The following is a 16,784-nucleotide window of genomic DNA, read 5'->3' on the forward strand; positions in this document are numbered from 1 at the left end:
GAGGCGCGCACCCGTTCTGGCCATGGAATCTTCCCTAGCCGATTCAGGTGCCCCACACCTACGACGCCAGCAAGCGTGTCTCACATGTCCGTAGACATACGACTCTCATATGTCTATGGACTGGACACGGCCATGGGCCGACTATCCACGCACGGCGCGTCACCAGGGGCTGGTGCGTAGCGTGATCTCCGTCGCGAGTTCCGCAGTGGCGCCGGCCGGAATCGAATCGACTCCATCCAGCTGAACTACACGGAAATCCGAGTACACGACGCGGCCGCTGGCGTCGGCACTGCCGCGCCTCAGCGAACTCGAGATGACGAGCGTCGTCGGCAGTTCGACCGGCGGGCAGTCCGCGGCGAGGACGACACCCTGATCGTCGGCGACGGCGGGATGCCCCCGATCGCACACGACGAGACTCGCGAAACGGCCGAACGTCCGCGCGGCGAGACTCCACGCCAGTTCCGCCCCTTCCCCACTGCCCACGAGATGCACCCACGGGAGCGACAGCTCGTCGAGAACGGCAAGAACCGTTTCGTGGTCGAGACCCGTTACATCTTCCACCGCAACGGTTTTCAGGTCCGAGTTGTGCAGCTTCTCGGCCACCTCGTCGTACACGTCGGGGGCGTCGCCCACCGCGGGAAGCAGCAATACGGTGTGCCTCGACTCCGGGCCCGCCACGCGCACCGAACAGCGTCCGCCGAGGGCAGTCACTTGCTTGTAATCCATGGGTCACGACGCTACTGCACCGCACGCGGGTGGATTCGCATTCGGTTCGCGAACGCAGCGCTCGGTGCCGTCGACACTGACCGCCGAACCAGGACGACGTCAGAGGTGCACGACGCCGCGCTCGATGACCTCGAGCACGGCGTCGACGTCGAGTCCGTCGGCGACGAGATCGGCCAACAGATCCAGCTGCTGCTCGCGCATCGCTGCGACGACGGTGTCGTCCGCCACCTCGAAGCCCGTCCGTCCAGCGCGACGCGCGGCCCAGCGCAGGAAAGCCCGTCGAAAGACATCCGACTCGAGCACACCATGCCAATGAGTACCGAGGACCGAACCGCGCACACTGCCCTCGGGGCGACCGTCGTCGTGGACCAACAGGTTCGCATCGTTGGAGTGCACGACCCGTCCATGATGGATCTCGTACCCGGATGCGCCGTCGGCGTCGAAGAACGAAGATCGACCCGACACGCGATCCAGCACTTTGTCGGCATGGAATTCGATTGCGAGGTCGAGCAATCCGAGCCCGTCGACCCGGCCAGTGGACGACTCGACTCCGTCGACGATGGTCTTCCCGAGCATCTGATAGCCGCCGCACACACCCAGGACGGGTTTGCCTGCCCCGGCGTGCGCGAGGACGGCGTCGGCCATTCCGGTCCGGCGCAGCCATTCCAGGTCGGAGACCGTCGACTTGCTACCGGGGACGACCACGAGATCGGCGTCGACGACGCGGGACGGCTCGGTCACCCACTGCACCGACACACCGGGTTCGCACGCCAGCGCCTCCACGTCCGTGGTGTTCGAGATACGGGGCAATCTGACGGCAGCGACGCGTAACCACGTGGCACCGACGGGAGGTCGCGGCCTCCCCACCGGCGCATCGGCGACGGTGCCCAACGAATCCTCGGCGTCCATCCACAGACCGTCGGCGTACGGGATGACGCCGAGAGTCGGCTTGCCGGTGAGGCGTTCGAGTTGGTCGAGCCCCGGCGCCAGCAGCGCCTGATCGCCGCGGAACTTGTTGATGACGAAGCCTTCGATGTGCGCCTGATCCTCGGGCGACAGCACCGCGACCGTGCCGTACAGATGCGCCAGCACTCCACCGCGGTCGATGTCGCCGACGATGATCACCGGAAGCGACGCCGCGGTGGCCAATCCCATGTTCGCGAGATCCGTTGCACGCAGATTGATCTCGGCGGGCGAGCCCGCACCCTCGCAGATGACATAGTCGAATTCCTCACGCAGCGAGGCGAGTTCGTCGGCGACGACCGCGCGCAGAGCCTGCCGATGTTCGATGTAGTTCGACGCCGACACCTGAGCCGTCGCCCGGCCACGAACCACCAATTGCGACGTACGGTCGCTTCCGGGTTTCAGCAGAACAGGATTGAACCGGACGCTGGGCTCGAGGCCGCACGCGCGCGCCTGCAACGCCTGCGCGCGACCGATCTCACCGCCGTCGAGCGTGACCACGGAATTGTTCGACATGTTCTGCGCCTTGAACGGGGCGACCGACAGACCCTTACGCGTCAGCAGGCGGCAGATCCCGGCGACGAGAACACTCTTTCCCGCATCCGACGTCGTCCCCGCAACCAGCAGGGCTCCACTCACGGCAGTGTCAGGATTTCGGCACCGGTTTCGGTGACGACGAGAGTGTGCTCGAATTGCGCCGTCCACTTCCGGTCGCGAGTCACGACGGTCCAGCCGTCGTCCCACATCTCGGCCTCGATGCCGCCGAGGTTGATCATCGGCTCGATCGTGAAGGTCATGCCCGGCTCGATGATCGTCTCGACCGACGGCTGGTCGTAGTGCAGCACGACGAGACCGTTGTGGAACGTCGTGCCGATGCCGTGTCCCGTGAAATCTTCGACGACGCCGTAGCCGAACCGGTGGGCGTACGACTCGATGACACGGCCGACGACGTTGAGCGCACGGCCTGGCTTGACGGCCTTCACAGCCCGCATCGTGGCCTCGTGTGTGCGCTCGACGAGAAGTCGCACGTCCTCGGAGACATCGCCGGCGAGGAACGTCGCATTGGTATCTCCATGCACGCCGTCGATGTACGCGGTGACGTCGATGTTGACGATGTCACCGTCCTGAATCACCGTCGAATCCGGAATGCCGTGGCAGATGACCTCGTTCAGAGACGTGCAGCAGGACTTCGGAAAATCCTTGTAGCCCAACGTCGAAGGGTAGGCACCGTGGTCGATCATGTACTCGTGCGCGATGCGATCGAGCTCGTCCGTCGTCACTCCCGGTTTGACGGCTCTACCTGCCTCCTGCAGGGCCTGCGCCGCGATCTTCGACGCAACACGCATCTTCTCGATGACCTCGGGCGTCTGCACCCACGGCTCGTTGCCCTCGACGGCCGTCGGCTTCCATGCGTACTCCGGCCGTTCGATCGCCTTCGGCACGGAACGGATGGGCGATACGACACCCGGCACGAGTGGCTGACGGGGCTTGCTCTCGGCGGTCACAGACATGGGGATTAGGGTAGTCCGTGCGCCTGCAGCACCCGTGCGTGCGTGGTAACAGCGTAGGCAAACCTGCACGCACGGGTACCGCAGACGCTTACAGTGGACCCGTGCCGACCACCGATCTGCTCCGCCCCCGCGATGGGGACGCGCTCCGCGCCGAACTTCGTCACGTCGTGAAGGCCTCGGGCGTGCCGGTGGTGTTCGGCGGTGAGGTGTCCGCGACGACGCTGCATCTGACCGAGTTCCACGGCACCCGCACCCGCGGCCTGGACGGGCTGACTATTCCGAGCATGTTCGGGCTCGGTGGCCGGGTCATGGATCAGCTTCGCCCGGCCGCGGTCAGCGATTACGGAAGCTCGGAATACATCACCCACGACTTCGACCAGCCCGTGCTCGGAGAGGGCCTTCGGTCCATCCTGGCGGTGCCCGTCGTCGTCGCCGGCACCTCGCGCGCTGTCATGTACGCGGCCGTGAGGGAACGTGGGCCGATCGGCGATCGCGTCGCGACGTCGATGGTGCAGGCGTCGCGACGGCTCTCCCGGGAGATCGAGGTACGCGACGAGGTGGATCGACGGATACGCATGCTCGCCGCGAGGACCGTCGACACCGAATCCACGGTTGCCGGTGAGATCCTGCGAGATGTACACGCCGAACTTCGTACGCTGACACCGAAAGCCGACGACGCGTCCCTGCGGTCGTCGCTGACGCAGCTGTCGGAGCGCATCGCTCGCGCCTTGCATCAGGACGCACCCGACGGCACGGTGACGCTGTCCGCGCGGGAGATCGACGTGCTGGCGCAGATCGCGCTCGGGTGCACCAATGCGCAAGCGGCCGAACGGTTGTCGCTCGGGCCCGAGACGGTGAAGTCCTATCTGCGGTCTGCGATGGGCAAGCTCGGCACGCGGTCGCGTCACGAAGCGGTCGTCGCGGCTCGACGTCACGGCCTGCTGCCGTAGGACTTCAGGCGTAATAGCCGGGGGGCAGCTGCTCGAACATCTCTCGGGTCACCGCGACGGCATTGTCCGAACTACCGCCGCGCACCACGAGCGTCGCGAAGGCCAGGTCACCTCGGTAGCCGACGAACCAGGCATGTGATCCGCCTTCGACCTCGGCCTCACCGGTCTTGCCGTACACCTCGCCCTGGTCGGCGATGCGTTCGGCCGTGCCGCTCGTGACCACCGACCGCATCATGCCGCGAAGGCCGTCGACCATCTCGGGCGTGATGGGCGGATGGTCGCCCTCGACCTTGGTCTCTCGACCCACGATCAGGTTCGGCACCGGCGTCGAACCGTGAGCGACCGTCGCCGCCGCGAGGGCCATACCGAACGTGGAGACGACGACCTTGCCCTGACCGAACCCGTCCTCGGTGCGCTGCACCAATTCCTCTGCGGGAGGAACGGATCCGCTGTCGGTCGGCAGTCCCACGACCTCGTAGTCGGTTCCGATGCCGAACTGCGACGCGGCCACCGTCAACGCGTCGGGCTGCATCTCGCTGGCGAGCTTCGCGAACGAGGTGTTGCACGACCGAGTGAACGCCGTGCCCATCGACACGTTGCCGAGCGAGAACTCGTTGTAGTTGGGGACGCTCCGCTCGCCGATCGTGATTCGGCCCGGGCACGGCACGATGGTGTCAGGACCGGCCAGACCGTTCGAGATCGCCGCACCGGCGGTGACCATCTTGAACGTCGATCCGGGCGGATACAGACCTGCCGATGCCACCGGCCCGTCTCGATCGGCTTCCTTGTTCTGAGCCACGGCGAGCACGGCGCCTGTCGACGGCTGGATGACGACCGTCATCGCCTGCTCGACGCGAGCATTCACGGCGTTCTGGGCGGCAACCTGGACGTTGCGGTCGAGACTGATCGAGAACGACGGGGCAGGCTCGGGCGGCGTATCGGTGAGCACGTCGATCTCGACGCCGTTGCGATTCACCGTCACCACGCTCCAGCCGGCTTTGCCGTCGACCTCGTCGATGACCGTCTTCTTCACCTGCGACACCAGATCCGGCGCGAACGTCCGGTCGGTGGAGATCAGGTCGGATTCGTCCGACGCGGTGACCCCCGGCAGCGCCGTCAGCGCTGCGGCGACGGTCTTGTAGTCCTCGTCACGCAGCAAGGCGACGGGATAGTCACCCTTGGTCGACGTCGCCGACTCGACGATGCTCTGCGCCGAGATCGTGTTGTCGAACGGCGCCAGGAGTCTCGCCAATCCCGTGGCTGCCGAGACGATGTCGCTCGACTCGGACGCATCGATCTTGATGCGGTGCACAGTTCCGGGAACGAGAACATCGGATCCGGATCGTTCGTTGACACGAGCCCGAGGAGGAGCCGTCGAACGCAGCGCCATCGTCTGCGTGTCGCCGAGGCCGGGGTGAATGTTCGTCGACGACCACCGGACACCCCACTGGCCGTCGGTGCGGCCCATCCGAAGTTGGCCGTCGTAGGTCCAGACCCGGTCCTTCGGCAGATGCCAGTCGTAGGTGAATCCCACGGTCGCCGTGTCGCCGTTCACCTCCACGGAAGTGGTTCGCGCGTCCAGTGATTGGGCCTGCAGGTTGTTCCACGCGTCGTTCAGGGCCGTAGCGGCCGCGTCCGGACGGTCGGTGTCGGCCGACGCGGTGTCGATGTCGCGTTCGGAGAACGCCGCGAGAAACGCCTGAGCCGCGGGTTCCGGACCGTCGGGACCCGGTGTGCAGGCGGAGATCGAACCGACGAGGACGACGCCCACCACCACAGTTGTTGCACACCGGCGAACGCGCCGAACATCGGAGAATCTCATCGCGCTCATCGTAGATCGCCGGTGCCCCACCGTCGCCGAACGAATCGCGGTCAGTCGAGGAGAACTGTCGTGAACGTGGCCACCTGTGTCAGACCGATGCGTTCGTATGCGCGTCGTGCGGCGTAGTTGTAACTGTTGACGTACAGGCTCGCGACGCGTCCGCTCCGCACGACCGCGTCGACGACTGCGGCGGTGCCCGCGGATCCGAGGCCGTTCCCTCGGTGCACCGGATCGACCCAGACGCCTTGAATCTGCCCGACCGACGCGGACTGCGACCCCACCTCGGCCTTGTAGACGACTGCACCGTCCTCGAACCGCGCCCAGGCGCGTCCTGCCGCGATCAAGCTGGCGATGCGACGACGGTAACCGCGGCCACCGTCGTTGGCACGAGGGTCGACGCCGACCTCTTCGATGAACATGGCAACCGCGGCCGCGAGGTACACGTCGAGTTCGTCCGCGCGCACGAGACGCACGTGCGGATCCGCGGGATACGACGAGTACTGCGACGTCGCCAACAGCGGTTGATCGCTGCGAAGTTCGCGAGCCGCACCCCAATCCGCCTCGAGCATCTCCCATAGCGGCAGCGTCAGCTCCGCCCGCCCGACGAGCGACGAACACATGCGCGGACCGCGACATGCGCGGTCCGCGAACGATCGAAGGTCGTCCGTCGACCCGAGAAGGGGCACGAGATTCGCGCCGTAGAAACACAACGACTCGTCGGGGCCGCCCCGGCTCCACAGCTCACCGTGGAACGATCGAGGATCCAGACCGGACTCCTGGACGCGTGCGGCGATCATGCAGGACGCGATCGGGTCGGCGTCCAGCACACGCAGCACATGGGCAGTGTCCTTGCTGCCCAATGGCTTCGCGCCGAGGAGCTTGAGCACCGATGGTCACCTCCAGATCAACGCGTGCCTCGTCCGTCGATGACAGCGTGCCAGACGCAGGCCGAGAAGTGGGCGATTCAGCTCACTGTCACGACCGGCGCGCCTGCCTCGGCGCTTCCGTCTTCGTCGAATTTGTCGGCGATGCGCATAGCTTCCTCGATCAGGGTCTCTACGATCTGAGCTTCGGGGACGGTCTTGATGACCTTGCCCTTGACGAAGATCTGGCCCTTGCCGTTACCGCTCGCCACACCGAGGTCGGCGTCGCGCGCCTCACCCGGACCGTTGACGACGCATCCCATGACGGCGACGCGCAGCGGAATTTCCATGCCTTCGAGACCTGCGGTCACCTCGTCGGCCAGTGTGTAGACGTCGACCTGCGCACGGCCGCACGACGGGCAGGACACGATCTCCAGCTTGCGCGGACGCAGGTTGAGCGACTGCAGAATCTGGTTGCCGACCTTGATCTCCTCGGCCGGCGGAGCCGACAGAGAGACACGAATCGTGTCGCCGATGCCCCGTGACAGCAACGCGCCGAACGCGACGGCCGACTTGATGGTGCCCTGGAACGCGGGACCGGCCTCGGTGACACCGAGGTGCAACGGATAGTCGCACTGCGCCGCCAACTGTTCGTACGCCTCGACCATGACGACGGGGTCGTTGTGCTTGACCGAGATCTTGATGTCGCCGAAGCCGTGTTCCTCGAACAGCCCCGCTTCCCACAGCGCGGACTCGACGAGCGCCTCGGGCGTCGCCTTGCCGTACTTCTGCATCATGCGCTTGTCGAGCGAACCGGCGTTGACACCGATACGGATCGGAATGCCCGCATCGCCCGCAGCCTTTGCGACCTCCTTGACCCGCCCGTCGAACTCCTTGATGTTGCCCGGGTTGACGCGCACCGCAGCGCACCCGGCATCGATCGCGGCGAAGATGTACTTGGGCTGGAAGTGAATATCTGCGATGACCGGGATCTGGCTCTTCTTCGCGATGGTCGCCAGCGCGTCGGCGTCGTCCTGCGTGGGGCACGCCACCCGAACGATGTCACAGCCCGACGCCGTCAACTCGGCGATCTGCTGCAACGTGGCGTTGATGTCGTGAGTCTTGGTGGTGCACATCGACTGAACCGAGATGGGATGGTCACTGCCCACCCCGACCGAACCGACCTGCAGCTGACGAGTCTTGCGACGAGGGGCGAGCACGGGTACCGGCGGTGCCGGCATGCCGAGTCCGACGGGAACAGTCACTTCGATGCCTTCTTTCCTAGCTCTGTCCGTGAGTTTAGCTAGAACAGCTTGATGGGGTTCACTATGTCCGCCGTCAGCGTGAGCAACATGTATGCCCCGCCGATGACGATCACGACGTACGTGACGGGCATGAGCTTCATGTAGTCGACGGGTCCGCCGTTGGGCAGACCCCGACGGTGACGGAAGAAGTTGCGGATCCGCTCGTAGATCGTCACTGCCATGTGCCCGCCGTCCAACGGAAGCAACGGCAGGAGGTTGAAGATTCCCAGGAAGAAGTTGAGGCTCGCGAGCAGCAGCACGAACACCGGCCACAGCGAACGCTCGACGAGCTGGCCACCGATGACGCTTGCCCCGACGACACTGATCGGTGTCTCCGGATCGCGTTCGCCGCCGGTGACGGACGTCCACAGGTCCGCGACCTTGCTCGGCATTTGCACCAGGCGATGCGCCGTCTCGACGAACATGTCCCCGGTGAACGCGACCGACGCCGGAATCGCCGCGAGCGGGTTGTACTTCGTGGGGCCGAACGTCTCCATCTGGACGCCGACGGCGCCGACGGTCGCGGACTTCCTGCCGGTCTCTGTTCCGTCGGACACCCAGCGTTGAACCTGCTGCACCTGGACCGGGAAGGTCAGTTCCCGGCCGTCTCGCTCGACGACGAAGTCGACCGTTCCGGACAACGGTTGGGTCGCGGCGACGACGTCGGCGAAGGTTGCCGTCTCGGTGTCACCGACCTTCGTGATGACGTCGCCCTGACGGATGCCCGCGTCGTACGCCGGGCTCGTGCCGGTGCAGTCGGGGTAGGTCAGGTCGTCGTTCTGTGTCGCGGTGACGCACGGCATGTTGCCGACCATCGCACCGCTCGGCGGGTTCAGGTTCGGCAGCCCCCATCCGACGGCGAGGATGAAGATCAGCAGGAATCCCAGGACGAAGTTCATCCCGATTCCGCCCATCATGACGACGAGACGCTTCCAGGTCTTCTGCCGATACATCGCGCGGTCGACTTCGTCCGGCGCCAGTTCGTCGATGGCCGTCATGCCCGCGATGTCGCAGAACCCGCCTGCCGGAATCGCTTTCAGCCCGTACTCGGTCTCTCCCCGTCGGAACGAGAAGACCTTGGGACCGAACCCGACGAAGAACCGTCGCACTTTCATGCCGGTGGCCCGGGCCGTCCACATGTGCCCCGCCTCGTGCAGGGCGATCGACACCGTGATCCCCAACGCGAAGAGGATGACGCCGAACACGAACACCATCGCGACTAGTCCTTCCGATCCAGGAGTGTGCGGGCCTGCCGACGAGCCCAGGAATCGGCTGCCAGTACGTCGTCGACACTCGTCGGAGTCGACGTCCATTCCGAACTACCGGACTGGACGACCTCGGCGACGGTCCGGACGATCTGCGGAAAATCGATACGCCCGGCCAGGAACGCCTCGGCCGCAACCTCGTTCGACGCGTTGTAGACCGCCGTCATGCATCCGCCGAGGATGCCGGCCTCGCGGGCGAGCTGGACCGCGGGGAACACACGGTCGTCGAGCGGCTCGAAGTCCCAGGTGAACGTCGTCGTGAAGTCGAGGGGGCGGGCCGCGTCACGGACGCGGTCGGGCCATCCGAGGGCCAGTGCGATGGGCAGACGCATGTCGGGCGGGCTCGCTTGCGCAATGGTCGAGCCGTCGAAGAACGTGACCATCGAGTGCACGATCGACTGTCGATGCACCGTGACGTCGATCCGGTCGTAGGGAACGCCGAACAGCAGATGAGTCTCGATGAGCTCGAGGCCCTTGTTCACCAACGTCGCCGAATTCAGCGTGTTCATCGGACCCATCGACCAGGTGGGATGCGCGGCCGCCTGCTCGGGCGTCACCGACTTCAACTCGGTCTCGGACCAGCCGCGGAACGGCCCGCCGGACGCGGTGAGGACCAATCGCTCGACTTCGTCCGCACGGCCGCCGCGCAGACACTGCGCCAGCGCCGAGTGCTCCGAGTCGACCGGCACGATCTGGCCGGGCGCTGCTGCGGCCTGGACGAGCTCGCCGCCGGCGACCAGCGACTCCTTGTTGGCGAGCGCGAGTGTCGCACCGGTCTTCAGCGCGGCGAGTGTCGGCTCGAGGCCGAGCGACCCGACAAGTGCGTTGAGCACGATGTCCGCCGACGTCGATTCGACGAGTTCGGTGACCGCGCGGTCACCGGTCAGGACGTTCGGGCAGTGCAGCTCCCCTGCCGACCGCGCGACGGCGACCGACTCGACACCGGTCTCCCTGATCTGACGGTTGAGCAGGTCGATGTTGCCGCCGCCCGCGGCAAGACCGACCACCTCGAAGAGAGACGGATTCGCCGCGATGACGTCGAGCGCTTGGGTACCGATCGATCCGGTGCTGCCGAGGAGAAGGACCCGTTTCGGGGTGTCCGACGACGGTTCGCGTGGCGCTCTGGGCTCTGGCACCCGTCCATTGTTCCTGATCGCGCCTGAGAGTCTGCTGTGCGGTTTGGTTACGCATGGCACGCTGGCCGACATGGACCTCTCCTACGCCGAGATCGGCGCAACCCGGGGCCGTCTGCCGAGTGGTTATCACCACGTCGAACGGCGCGTACGGATCGGCGACGGCCGCGCCTCGTTCGATTCCGTCGCGGCTGCGCTCCGAAGTTGGGAGGTACACCGCCGAGCCGGGTTACGCGCCGAGGCGTCGTCGCCGACAGCGGACGACGGGACGACCGTCGTGCTGCATCTCGGGCCCGTGCGCATTCCGTGCCGCGTCGTGTACGTCGTCGACGAACCGCAGCGTGCCGGGTTCGCCTACGGAACCCTTCCCGGTCATCCCGAGCGGGGTGAGGAATGCTTCCTCGTCGAGATCGACGACGACGGCGAGGTGTACGCCCACATCAGAGCCTTCTCGCGACCGGGCACCTGGTACACGAAGCTCGGCGGGCCGATCGGCCGTGCGGTGCAGCGCTGGTTCACCGACCGATACGTGGCAGCTATGCGGGCCGCGGCGTAGGGGCATGGTTCTCCAGCCAGTGCCGGGCGATGTCGATCCGACGGGTGACCCACACCTTGTCGTGCGACTGCACGTGGTCCAGGAATCGTTCGAGCGCGGCAGTGCGTGCGGGCCTGCCCACCAACCTGCAGTGCAACCCGATCGACAGCATCTTCGGCGCTCCGGCTTCCCCCTCGGCATACAGGACGTCGAACGCGTCGCGTAGATGCGCGAAGAACTCCTCCCCCGTCGAGAAACCGCCAGGCGACGAGAAGCGCATGTCGTTGGTATCGAGCGTGTACGGCACGACGAGATGGTCGACGGTCCTCGAACCACGACCGACGCGGAGGAAGTACGGCAGATCGTCGGCGTACGAGTCCGAGTCGTAGACGAAGCCGCCGTGCTCGACGACGAGCGAACGCGTGGTGGGCGAGTCGCGTCCGGTGTACCACCCCAGAGGTGCGCTGCCGGTGAGTTCGGTCAGAATCTCGACGGCCTCGGCCATGTGCTCGCGTTCGACGTGCTCGTCGACCTGCTGATAGCTCAGCCACCGCAGACCGTGGCATGCGATCTCGTGCCCGAGTTCGACGAACGCCGCTGCCGCGTCCGGATTGCGTTGCATCGCGCGCGCGACGGCGAAAATCGTCAGCGGCAGACCCCGGCGCTCGAACACGCGTAGCACCCGCCACACTCCGGCCCGAGATCCGTACTCGTACAACGACTCCATGCTCATGTGGCGGTTCGGAAAGGCCTGAGCGCCGATCATCTCGGACAGAAAGGTCTCGGACGTCGCGTCGCCGTCGAGAACGTTGCTTTCGGCGCCTTCCTCGTAGTTCAGAACGAACTGAACGGCGACGTTCGCCCCACCCGGCCACTTCGGGTCCGGCGGGTGTGCGCCGTAACCGACCATGTCTCGCGGGTACGGGACGAGTGGGTGCGAGAGTCGTTCCGAGGTCACGAATCAGGAGTCTCCCAGCAATGACGACCTCATGCCCGGCGAAGGGCACGCCGACCGTCGCACCCACCTCGCTACGACGGACGGTCGTATGCAAATATTGTGACCACACACGCGCCGAGCATGTCGGCGCGCCTTTGACCCGAGAGGATCGACCGGTGGCACAAACCGAGCTGAACCCCGCTTCGTACGACCCGGTCGAGTACACGCACGAGGACATCGCCGAGGTCCCGTCGGCCAAGTGGGGTTGGAGCGGTGAATCGCCCAAGGCGATGCGCGTCGCAGCCCTGGTCGTCGCGGCGATGCTGCTGTTCATGATGCACGGCAACCACCACGGCTTCGTCGAGGACCTGTGGCTCATCGGCTTTGCGATCGCCCTGGTCGGTCTCGTGGTCCGCGACGTCATCGTCAAGCGCAAGCCTCGGTAACACCCGTCACGCCACGAAGCCCGGTACGAGAATCTCGTACCGGGCTTCGTCGTGTGTGCTCAGTTCTCGGCGGCGAGCTGCCCGCATGCCGCGGCGATCTCCTGACCGCGCGTGTCACGAACGGTGCAGGACACGCCCTGCGCGATGACGCGACGCACGAATTCGCGCTCGACGTCCTTCGGACTCGCATCCCATTCGCTGCCGGGCGTCGGATTCAACGGAATCAGGTTGACGTGCACGCGTGACCCGAGCGCCTTGTGCAGCTTCTTGCCGAGCATGTCCGCTCGCCACGGCTGGTCGTTGACGTTCTTGATCATCGCGTACTCGATCGACACCCGTCGGCCCGTCTGGTCCGCGTAGTACCGCGCAGCCGCCAGCACCTCGGCCACCGACCACCGGTTGTTGACCGGCACCAGGGTGTCGCGCAGTTCGTCGTCCGGTGTGTGCAGCGACACGGCCAGCGTGACCGACAGGCCTTCGTCGGCCAGCTTCCGAATCGCGGGCGCGAGACCGACGGTCGAGACCGTGACCGATCGCTGCGACAGACCGAGCCCTTCCGGCGCAGGCGAGGTGATCTTGCGCACGGCAGCGACGACACGCTTGTAATTGGCCAGCGGTTCGCCCATACCCATGAAGACGACGTTCGAGAGTCTTCCCTCTCCCCCGTGCACGACGCCGTCCCGCAGGTCGGCAGCTGCCGCTCGGACCTGGTCGACGATCTCCGCCGTCGTGAGGTTCCGATCGAGACCACCCTGTCCCGTCGCGCAGAACGGGCACGCCATACCGCAGCCCGCCTGGCTCGAGATGCACAGCGTCGCTCGGTCCGGGTACCGCATCAGCACGCTTTCCAGCAGTGTGCCGTCGTTCGCCTTCCACAGGGTCTTCCGAGTGTCCCCGTCGTCACATGCGAGGTGTTTCAGCGGCGTGAGCAGCGGCGGAAACAGATCGGCACCGACCTTCTCGCGGACCGCAGCCGGAAGATCGGTCATCTTCGAGGTGTCCGCTTCGAGGCGACCGTAGTAGTGCCGCGCGAGCTGGTCGGCACGGAAAGCGGGCAACCCGAGCTCCTTGACCGCAGCCTGCAGACCCTCCTTGTCGAGGTCCGCGAGATGCCGCGGCGGCATCCCTCGACGTCGATCCGCGAACACCAACGGCAGCGACGGCCTCGTCTGCGTGCGGGGGTTCGGTGTTGCGGAATCGTCGGTTGTCGTGGCGGAGTCACTCATAGTGCTCCCAGTGTCCCACTAGTGCGCGTTTCCGCATATTCTGCTCGGTTTCGGGAGGTGACCGACGGGTAAGCGAACCGTCAGCGAAGAGAGTGCATCCAGTTCCGGTGTGCGAAAGGATCCGATCATGTCCACAGCATCAGGTGACCGCAACGACCGAATTCACGAGACCACCCCGGTCCCCGATACGTTCGACGACCGCACGCCCGCCCCGATCACGAACCCGGACTCCGACGACCACAGCGCACCGGACCCCGAGGCGGTTCGCGACACGCGCCGACCCGTCGGGAAGTCGCCGGAAGGTATCGCCCACACCAAGGCCGCGGCTACCTGGACCGGACTGGTGGTCGGCGCGATCGTTCTGGTGATACTGCTGATCTTCATCCTGCAGAATCTCGGCTCCGTGCCGGTGAACATCTTCGTCTGGACGTTCGAACTTCCGCTCGGCGTCAGCATGCTTCTCGCGGCGATCGCAGGCGCGTTGGTCATGGCTCTCGCCGGCGGCGTCCGGATCCTGCAGATTCGTCGGGCGGCGAAGCGAAAATGATCACAGCTCGCTGAACACTATGCACGCAAGCTGGCACCTGCGGACTGAATCGATAAGGTTGGTCGTGCCCGATTTCACCGCAAGGAGCCTTACGTGACCACTTTCATGGAGACCCCCGTGACGTCCGGCGTCGCGCCCGACCGCGCCCGTTCGTGGCTCTTGGTTCCCGCTACCAAGCCCGAGGCGTTCTCTGCCGCAGTCGAATCCGAGGTCGACGCCGTCATCCTCGACATCGAGGACGCTGTCGCACCCGCCGCGAAGCCCGCAGCGCGTCGAGCCGTCGTCGAGTGGCTCGAAGCCGGCAACTCTGCCTGGGTTCGCATCAACGACGCGACCACGTCGTTCTGGGCCGATGATCTCGCCGCACTATCCGGCCTGAAGGGTCTCGCCGGCGTCATGCTTGCCAAGACCGAGAGCGGCAGCCAGGTCGAGGCAACTGCTGCTCGCCTCCCCGAGGGCACCCGTGTGCTCGCGCTCATCGAGTCTGCCATGGGTCTCGAGGCGACGCCCGAAATCGCACGAGCCGACGCCACGTTCCGACTTGCATTCGGAAGCGGCGACTTCCGGCGTGACACCGGCATGAGCGACGAGCCCCTGGCGATGGCGTACCCGCGCTCGCGCCTCGTCGTGGCGTCACGTGCGGCACGCCTGCCTGGCCCGATCGACGGACCGACGCTCGCCGCCGACGAGGCCATCCTCAGCCGGGATTCTGCGCTGACACTGTCGATGGGCATGAGCGGCAAGCTCTGCATGCGCTCCGAGCAGGCGCCGACCGTCAACCGCGAACTCGCGCCGACCCCCGGCGATGTCAGTTGGTCCAACGAGGTCATCGAGGATCTCGGAGTCGACGGTGCCGGTGTTCGCGACGGCAGCGATCTGCCGCGACTCGCGAAAGCGATGAAGATCCGCGAGGCCGCCGAGGTCTTCGGAATCTCCGCGGACTGATCGACCCTAGGTGACGAGGCCCGCGGGCCTTCGTCGCCAATGAATGCGATATCGAACGTCGAATCCGAGGCCAGGGATGCTCCGCGCAGCCCTGGCCGCGGTGCGTTCGGTGAACTCGATTCCCAGCACCGCACGCATCGTCTGGCGGCTGTCGAACTGCCACCGCGTGTCGACGCGTTCGAGGGAGAATCCTTCCGCGTCGAAGAACGCTTCCACGGCAGCGCAGTCGTATTTCGGCAGATCCGCGCGCATCCAGTCTCCGTACGGCGACGCCGACACATCCAGATCGACGACGACGAGGATCCCACCGGGCCGCAGCACACGCATGGCCTCGGTGATGCCGGGACCGCAACCGGCCCCGAAGAAGTAGGCCGTCCTCGCGTGCACGACGTCCGCCGACGCGTCGTCGAGCGGAAGCGATTCCGCGTTGCCGTCGACGATCTCGACATTGTCGAGCGACGCGGTACGTGCACGAGCGGCCCTCACCAGCGGAGCATGAGGTTCGACGCCGACGACCCGGGCAGCCGTCGCCGCGAACTCCGGAAGGTGGAACCCGCTGCCGCATCCGACGTCGACGACGGTCGCGCCCTCCCATGGCGCGATGCGTTTCAGTGCTGCGGGAATGCGGCCGTCGATGTCCTGCGCCCGATTCTCGGCCTCGTACACCCTGGGCCAGTGCCAGATGTTCGGGCTGGGAATGATGCGTGGACTACTCACAGAAGGACCGTGAAGACCAACCACGCGACGAAGGCCGACGGGAGCAACGAGTCGAGACGGTCCATGATGCCGCCGTGGCCGGGCAGCAACGTGCCCATGTCCTTGATTCGAAGGTCGCGCTTGACCTGTGATTCGATCAGGTCACCCAGCGTGCCCGTCACCACCAGCACGACGCCGAGCAGAACGCCGATCATCGAGTTGGCGTCCAGAATGAGCGTGACGGTGAGCAGACAGCCGATGACGCAGAAGAGCAGAGAGCCGATCAGCCCTTCCCAGGACTTCTTCGGACTGATCGCAGGAGCCATCGGGTGCTTGCCGAACAGGACGCCCGCGATGTACCCACCGACGTCCGAGCACACCACCGCGATGAGGAACACGAGTACGCGGCCTGCACCGTCGTCGTCGAGCACCATCAGAACGGCGAACGAGGCCAGCAGCGGTAGCCAGCACGCGACCATGATGGTGACCGCGAGTTCTCGAAGGTAGTTCTTGGGAGCAGAGCCCAACCCCTGCTGCAACAGCAACCAGACCATGCACACGAGCACCGTGCCTGCCGTCGCGGTCAGTACACCGGTCGTGCCCCACGGCCAGGCGAACCAGATGATTGCTTGACCACCGAGAATCAGCGGAACACGCGGAACCAGCACTCCTGCTTCACGAAGCCGCTTGGATACCTCGTAGGTCGCGACCGCGAGCGCGACGGCGACGACTCCGATCCACACCAGCGGCGCGAAGACCATGACAGCGATGAGGCCGATACCGAGTCCGCCGCCGACGGCGATCGCGGCGGGAAGGTTACGTCCGGCGCGTCCCGGCGACTTCCGGTCGGACCCGGCTGGACTCGCGACCGCGCCGGTGGCCGACCCGTTCTCGCCGGCCATGGGTTCGCCGTCC

17 protein-coding genes are annotated in these 16,784 nt (G+C 65.9%); 5 read left to right on the forward strand and 12 right to left on the reverse strand.

All coding sequences use genetic code 11. The features are described 5' to 3' along the window. Positions 1-159: 159 nt before the first annotated feature. The 3 genes from RhoFasB10_RS15930 to map all read right to left on the reverse strand — a co-directional run bounded on the left by RhoFasB10_RS15930 (position 160) and on the right by map (position 3,200). Positions 160-726, reverse strand: a complete 567-nt coding sequence (locus RhoFasB10_RS15930) for a hypothetical protein (protein ID WP_068428651.1) — start codon at positions 724-726, stop codon at positions 160-162. Positions 727-825: 99 nt separating this feature from the next. After that, on the reverse strand, positions 826-2,328 hold the full coding sequence (locus RhoFasB10_RS15935; RefSeq protein ID WP_167677225.1) for a cobyric acid synthase: 1,503 nt from the start codon (positions 2,326-2,328) through the stop codon (positions 826-828). Next, positions 2,325-3,200 carry a type I methionyl aminopeptidase gene (map, locus tag RhoFasB10_RS15940; RefSeq protein ID WP_167677227.1) on the reverse strand — a complete coding sequence of 292 codons (876 nt, stop codon included), beginning with the start codon at positions 3,198-3,200 and terminating at the stop codon, positions 2,325-2,327. Before map ends, RhoFasB10_RS15935 begins: the two co-directional genes overlap by 4 nt. A 101-nt stretch (positions 3,201-3,301) precedes the next feature. Here map and RhoFasB10_RS15945 point away from each other — a divergent pair, with 101 nt between their 5' ends. Continuing rightward, positions 3,302-4,150 carry a LuxR C-terminal-related transcriptional regulator gene (locus RhoFasB10_RS15945; RefSeq protein WP_167677229.1) on the forward strand — a complete coding sequence of 283 codons (849 nt, stop codon included), beginning with the start codon at positions 3,302-3,304 and terminating at the stop codon, positions 4,148-4,150. Positions 4,151-4,154: 4 nt separating this feature from the next. On the opposite strand, the gene RhoFasB10_RS15950 is transcribed toward RhoFasB10_RS15945, so the two are convergent. From RhoFasB10_RS15950 to dxr, 5 genes are all read right to left on the reverse strand, one after another. Next, a complete protein-coding gene (locus RhoFasB10_RS15950; protein ID WP_167677231.1) occupies positions 4,155-5,972 on the reverse strand; it encodes a penicillin-binding transpeptidase domain-containing protein in 1,818 nt (605 codons plus the stop codon). A gap of 50 nt (positions 5,973-6,022) precedes the next feature. Continuing rightward, positions 6,023-6,859, reverse strand: coding sequence for a GNAT family N-acetyltransferase (locus RhoFasB10_RS15955; RefSeq protein ID WP_068428638.1), 837 nt, complete (start codon positions 6,857-6,859; stop codon positions 6,023-6,025). Between the two features lie 77 nt (positions 6,860-6,936). Beyond that, positions 6,937-8,100: a flavodoxin-dependent (E)-4-hydroxy-3-methylbut-2-enyl-diphosphate synthase gene (ispG, locus tag RhoFasB10_RS15960; RefSeq protein WP_167677233.1), complete on the reverse strand. Its 1,164-nt coding sequence runs from the start codon at positions 8,098-8,100 to the stop codon at positions 6,937-6,939. A gap of 38 nt (positions 8,101-8,138) precedes the next feature. After that, complete coding sequence (locus RhoFasB10_RS15965) at positions 8,139-9,353, reverse strand: site-2 protease family protein (RefSeq protein ID WP_068428636.1); 1,215 nt, start codon at positions 9,351-9,353, stop codon at positions 8,139-8,141. 5 nt (positions 9,354-9,358) lie between these two features. Continuing rightward, positions 9,359-10,540, reverse strand: a complete 1,182-nt coding sequence (dxr, locus tag RhoFasB10_RS15970) for a 1-deoxy-D-xylulose-5-phosphate reductoisomerase (protein WP_308115146.1) — start codon at positions 10,538-10,540, stop codon at positions 9,359-9,361. A 70-nt stretch (positions 10,541-10,610) separates the two neighbouring features. Here dxr and RhoFasB10_RS15975 point away from each other — a divergent pair, with 70 nt between their 5' ends. Further along, on the forward strand, positions 10,611-11,093 hold the full coding sequence (locus RhoFasB10_RS15975) for a DUF1990 domain-containing protein (RefSeq protein WP_068428630.1): 483 nt from the start codon (positions 10,611-10,613) through the stop codon (positions 11,091-11,093). On the opposite strand, the gene puuE is transcribed toward RhoFasB10_RS15975, so the two are convergent. Then, a complete protein-coding gene (puuE, locus tag RhoFasB10_RS15980; protein WP_167677402.1) occupies positions 11,074-11,982 on the reverse strand; it encodes an allantoinase PuuE in 909 nt (302 codons plus the stop codon). The two genes, RhoFasB10_RS15975 and puuE, sit on opposite strands and share 20 nt — an antisense overlap. A 203-nt stretch (positions 11,983-12,185) precedes the next feature. Between puuE and RhoFasB10_RS26385 the strand changes: the two genes are divergently transcribed. Beyond that, positions 12,186-12,455, forward strand: a complete 270-nt coding sequence (locus RhoFasB10_RS26385; protein WP_167677238.1) for a DUF2631 domain-containing protein — start codon at positions 12,186-12,188, stop codon at positions 12,453-12,455. A 59-nt stretch (positions 12,456-12,514) separates the two neighbouring features. On the opposite strand, the gene rlmN is transcribed toward RhoFasB10_RS26385, so the two are convergent. Beyond that, complete coding sequence (gene rlmN / locus RhoFasB10_RS15990; RefSeq protein ID WP_068428621.1) at positions 12,515-13,579, reverse strand: 23S rRNA (adenine(2503)-C(2))-methyltransferase RlmN; 1,065 nt, start codon at positions 13,577-13,579, stop codon at positions 12,515-12,517. A gap of 229 nt (positions 13,580-13,808) precedes the next feature. Between rlmN and RhoFasB10_RS15995 the strand changes: the two genes are divergently transcribed. Together RhoFasB10_RS15995 and RhoFasB10_RS16000 are read left to right on the forward strand one after the other, a co-directional pair. Further along, positions 13,809-14,228, forward strand: coding sequence for a lipopolysaccharide assembly protein LapA domain-containing protein (locus RhoFasB10_RS15995; RefSeq protein ID WP_068429161.1), 420 nt, complete (start codon positions 13,809-13,811; stop codon positions 14,226-14,228). A 105-nt stretch (positions 14,229-14,333) separates the two neighbouring features. After that, positions 14,334-15,173, forward strand: a complete 840-nt coding sequence (locus RhoFasB10_RS16000) for an aldolase/citrate lyase family protein (RefSeq protein ID WP_167677404.1) — start codon at positions 14,334-14,336, stop codon at positions 15,171-15,173. Between the two features lie 6 nt (positions 15,174-15,179). Here the strand turns inward: RhoFasB10_RS16000 and RhoFasB10_RS16005 are convergent, their stop codons facing one another. Both RhoFasB10_RS16005 and RhoFasB10_RS16010 read right to left on the reverse strand, forming a co-directional pair. Further along, complete coding sequence (locus RhoFasB10_RS16005; protein WP_167677240.1) at positions 15,180-15,890, reverse strand: class I SAM-dependent methyltransferase; 711 nt, start codon at positions 15,888-15,890, stop codon at positions 15,180-15,182. Beyond that, positions 15,887-16,771 (reverse strand): phosphatidate cytidylyltransferase, encoded by an 885-nt coding sequence (locus RhoFasB10_RS16010; protein ID WP_068429160.1) that lies wholly within the window; start codon positions 16,769-16,771, stop codon positions 15,887-15,889. Before RhoFasB10_RS16010 ends, RhoFasB10_RS16005 begins: the two co-directional genes overlap by 4 nt. Between the last annotated feature and the right edge of the window lie 13 nt (positions 16,772-16,784).

The sequence above is a fragment of the Rhodococcus sp. B10 genome, assembly GCF_011770055.1.
In the GTDB taxonomy this organism is placed as follows: Bacteria; Actinomycetota; Actinomycetes; order Mycobacteriales; family Mycobacteriaceae; genus Rhodococcoides; species Rhodococcoides kyotonensis_B.